Annotated in this window: 4 protein-coding genes and 1 pseudogene; 4 read left to right on the forward strand and 1 reads right to left on the reverse strand. The window is 71.6% G+C overall.

Annotated features, from left to right (window positions below; all coding sequences use genetic code 11):
• Positions 1-31 precede the first annotated feature (31 nt).
• Positions 32-718 (reverse strand): IclR family transcriptional regulator, encoded by a 687-nt coding sequence (locus ABD52_RS36490; RefSeq protein ID WP_013284529.1) that lies wholly within the window; start codon positions 716-718, stop codon positions 32-34.
• A 49-nt stretch (positions 719-767) separates the two neighbouring features.
• Between ABD52_RS36490 and leuC the strand changes: the two genes are divergently transcribed.
• The 4 genes and pseudogenes from leuC to ABD52_RS37765 form a co-directional block, all read left to right on the forward strand.
• Positions 768-2,210: a 3-isopropylmalate dehydratase large subunit gene (gene leuC / locus ABD52_RS36495; protein ID WP_013284530.1), complete on the forward strand. Its 1,443-nt coding sequence runs from the start codon at positions 768-770 to the stop codon at positions 2,208-2,210.
• Between the two features lie 13 nt (positions 2,211-2,223).
• Positions 2,224-2,811, forward strand: coding sequence for a 3-isopropylmalate dehydratase small subunit (gene leuD, locus ABD52_RS36500; RefSeq protein WP_047894760.1), 588 nt, complete (start codon positions 2,224-2,226; stop codon positions 2,809-2,811).
• A 159-nt stretch (positions 2,812-2,970) separates the two neighbouring features.
• Positions 2,971-3,582, forward strand: coding sequence for an HU family DNA-binding protein (locus tag ABD52_RS36505; RefSeq protein WP_013284532.1), 612 nt, complete (start codon positions 2,971-2,973; stop codon positions 3,580-3,582).
• 135 nt (positions 3,583-3,717) lie between these two features.
• Positions 3,718-4,155 (forward strand): annotated as a pseudogene (locus tag ABD52_RS37765) (hypothetical protein); the annotation flags it as partial.

Genomic DNA, 4,155 nt, shown 5'->3' on the forward strand with positions numbered 1-4,155 from the left:
GAGAGGGTGAGGGGGGTGGAGGGCAGGGAGGTTAGAGGCCGGAGAGGCGCTGGCCGGCTCGGACGACGGCCATGGCGTGGCGTTCGCCGGGGCGGCGGCCGAGGCGCTCGATCGGGCCGGAGATGCTGATCGCGGCGATCACCCGCCCGGTGCGGTCCCGGATCGGCGCCGAGACGCTCGCCACACCCGCCTCCCGCTCGGCGACGCTCTGCGCCCAGCCGCGTCGCCGCACCTCGGCCAGCGTGCGGCCGGTGAACTTGGAGCGGGGGAGCAGCGGCATGACCGCCTCCGGTGGCTCCCAGGCGAGCAGGATCTGCGCCGCCGAGCCGGCGGTCATCGGCAGCACCGAGCCGACCGGGACGGTGTCCCGCAGGCCGCTGGCGCGCTCGGCGGCGGCCACACAGATCCGCTCGTCGGCGCGGCGCAGGTAGAGCTGGGCGCTTTCGCCGGTGGCGTCCCGTAGCGCGGCGAGCAGCGGCTCGGCGGCGGTCAGGAGCACGTCCGGGGCCGCGTTGGCCAGCTCGCCCAGGCGTGGACCCGGGCGCCAGCGCCCCTGGGTGTCCCGGACGAGCATCCGGTGGATCTCCAGCGCCTGTGCCAGCCGGTGCGCGGTGGCCCGGGGCAGCTTGGTGCGTTCAACGAGTTCGGCCAGGCTGGCGCCGTCGACACAGGCGGCCAGGATGACCACCGCCTTGTCGAGAACGCCGACACCGCTCATACTGTGTCCCACAAGCCGAAATTTACCTCCCAGAATTTAGGATGTCCAGATGGTGGGAGTCACTCAACCGAGGACCCTGGCCGAGAAGGTCTGGGACGCACACGTGGTCCGCTCCGCCGCCGGCGAGCCGGACCTGCTCTTCATCGACCTGCACCTGTTGCACGAGGTGACCAGCCCGCAGGCGTTCGACGGGCTGCGTCTGGCCGGGCGCGGGGTCCGCCGTACCGACCTGACGATCGCGACCGAGGACCACAACACCCCGACCGGGTACGACGACCCGGCGTTCCGTTCCCGGCGCGGCGACCTGCTCACGATCGCGGACCCCACCTCCCGCACCCAGATCGAGACGCTGCGCCGCAACTGCGCCGAGTTCGGTGTCCGCCTGCACCCGCTGGGCGACGAGAACCAGGGCATCGTGCACGTCATCGGCCCGCAGCTCGGCCTCACCCAGCCCGGCATGACGATCGTGTGCGGCGACTCGCACACCGCCACCCACGGCGCGTTCGGGGCGCTGGCGTTCGGCATCGGCACCAGTGAGGTCGAACACGTGCTGGCCACGCAGACGCTGCCGCAGGCCCGCCCGAAGACCATGGCCGTGAACGTCGTCGGCGAGCTGGCGCCCGGCGTCACCGCCAAGGACCTGGTGCTCGCGCTCATCGCGCAGGTCGGCACCGGCGGCGGGCGCGGTCACATCGTCGAGTACCGGGGCGAGGCGATCCGCGACCTCTCGATGGAGGGCCGGATGACGATCGCGAACATGTCCATCGAGTGGGGCGCCAAGGCCGGCATGATCGCGCCGGACGAGACCACGTTCGCGTACCTGAAGGGGCGGCCGAACGCGCCCCAGGGCGACGACTGGGACGCGGCGCTGGAGTACTGGCGGACGCTGCCCACCGACGAGGGCGCGACCTTCGACACCGAGGTCACGCTCGACGCGAGCCGGATCACGCCGTTCGTCACCTGGGGCACCAACCCCGGGCAGGGCGTGCCGCTGGGCGCGACCGTGCCGGACCCGGAGGACTTCGTCACCGAGCCGGAGCGGGTCGCCGCCCGCCGCGCGCTGGAGTACATGGACCTCACCCCGGGCACCCCGATGCGCGACCTCGCCGTGGACGTGGTGTTCGTCGGCTCCTGCACCAACGGCCGCCTGGAGGACCTGCGGGCCGCCGCCGAGGTGCTGCGCGGGCATCGGGTCGCCGACGGCGTACGCATGCTCGTGGTCCCCGGCTCCGCCGCGGTCCGCGAGGCGGCCGAGATCGAAGGGCTGGACAAGGTCTTCACCGACGCCGGCGCCGAGTGGCGCTTCGCCGGCTGCTCCATGTGCCTGGGCATGAACCCGGACACGCTGAAGCCGGGCGAGCGCTCCGCCTCGACCTCCAACCGCAACTTCGAGGGCCGCCAGGGCCGGGGCGGGCGTACCCACCTGGTGTCCCCGCCGGTCGCCGCCGCCACCGCCGTGGTCGGCCGGCTGGCCGCCCCCGCCGACCTGTAGAAGGGCAGCCGACATGGACAAGTTCACCACCCACACCGGCACGGCCGTGCCGCTGCGCCGATCCAACGTGGACACCGACCAGATCATCCCCGCCGTGTACCTCAAGCGGGTGACCCGGACCGGATTCGCCGACGGTCTGTTCAACGCGTGGCGGGAGGACCCGTCATTCGTCCTCAACGATCCCGTCCATTCGGGTGCGTCGATTCTGATCGCCGGCCCCGAGTTCGGCACCGGATCCTCCCGGGAGCACGCCGTCTGGGCGCTGCGGGACTGGGGCTTCCGGGCCGTCATCTCGCCTCGCTTCGGCGACATCTTCCGCGGCAACGCGCTCAAGGAAGGTCTCCTTCCGGTCGAGCTGGAATTGAAAGCCGTGGAAGAACTGTGGGATCTCGTGGAATCCGAGCCGACCACGCCGATCACTGTCGACCTGGCCGCCCGTCAGGTCCACGCCGGTGACGCCACCTGGGCGTTCCCGCTGGACGACCACAGCCGTTGGCGGCTGATGGAGGGCTTGGACGACATTGGACTCACCCTCCGGCACGAGGCCGAGATCAGCGCGTACGAGGCCGCCCGGCCGGCGTTCCTGCCCTCGATCGCCTGATCTCCAGCGCTATTCGCCCCCACCGGTGCATCCGGTGGGGGCGAATCCGTTGCGACACAAGGGCTTTTTTCCACCGAATGTTTGTGTCCAGGCAGCACAGGGCATACCGTGCGCGCAGAATGGCTCGCGTCGAGTCAGTTGCACAATCGGGAGGAAGTCGTGAACAAGGCCGAGCTCATCGAGGCGCTCGCCGTTCGCCTGGGGGACCGGAAGACGGCGACGGCCGCGCTCGACGCGGTTCTCGCTGAGGTCCAGGCGGCGGTCACCAAGGGCGAGAAGGTGGCGATCACCGGTTTCGGAGCGTTCGAGAAGCGCGTCCGGGGAGCCCGAACAGCGCGCAATCCGCGGACCGGCGAGGCGGTGAAGGTCAAGAAGACCTCCGTCCCGACGTTCCGGGCGGGCGCGGGCTTCAAGGAGATGGTGGCGAGCGGCAAGGTGCCCAAGGACACCGCCGCCGCGAAGAAGACCACCGGTGCCGCCAAGGCCACCGGAGGCCGGACCACCGCCGCCGCCAAGAAGACCACGGCGGCGAAGGCCACCAAGGCCACCAAGACCACCGCGACCAAGAAGGCCGCGCCGGCGAAGAAGGCCGCCGCGACCAAGACCACGGCGGCGAAGAAGACGACCGCGGCGAAGTCCACCGCGGCGAAGAAGACCACCACCGCCAAGAAGACGACCGCGGCGAAGTCCACCGCGGCGAAGAAGACCACGGCGGCGAAGAAGGCGCCCGCGAAGAAGGCGCCGGCCAAGAAGGCCGCCACCCGGCGCTGACCGGACGGCCCACGAAAGGGCGCCCACCGTTCGCGGTGGGCGCCCTTTCGCATGGGTACGCGTTGACCGCCCGCCGTCGCGCCCCGCAGAATCGCCGTGCCGAAAACCCCCGTCGGTCACGAGAAGAGGCGCCCCGTGCGGCACCGTCACCTCTCCACCCTCACGCTCGCCCTCGGTATCGCGGTCCTGCTGGACGTGTTGCGGGTCTGGCTGCCGTCGGTCATCACCCTGTTCGGCCGGGCCGCCGAGACGCCTGCCGAGCTGCTCGGCGCGTTCGCGCTCGGCTGGTTCCTGCTCGCCCTCGCCGCGCCCACGCTCGTACGCCGCGTCGGCGCCGCCCCGGTCGGACTCGTCGCCGCCGGTGTGCTGGCGGTGGCCCGGCTGGCGCTCACCGCGCAACCCGGCGGCCCGGCCCAGCTCTGGCTGGCCTGCGCCGGACTGTTCGCCGGCCTTGCGGGCCTCGGCGGTCTTGTAGTTCGTCATGATCTTGTGGGTCGCCTCGCGGACGGCCAGGATCGCCCGGCGCAGCCGGTCGACGTGGTTGACGTAGCTCTGGTGGGTCTCGGAGTAGCG

The organism is Micromonospora sp. RV43, assembly GCF_001029515.1.
GTDB lineage: Bacteria > Actinomycetota > Actinomycetes > Mycobacteriales > Micromonosporaceae > Micromonospora > Micromonospora aurantiaca.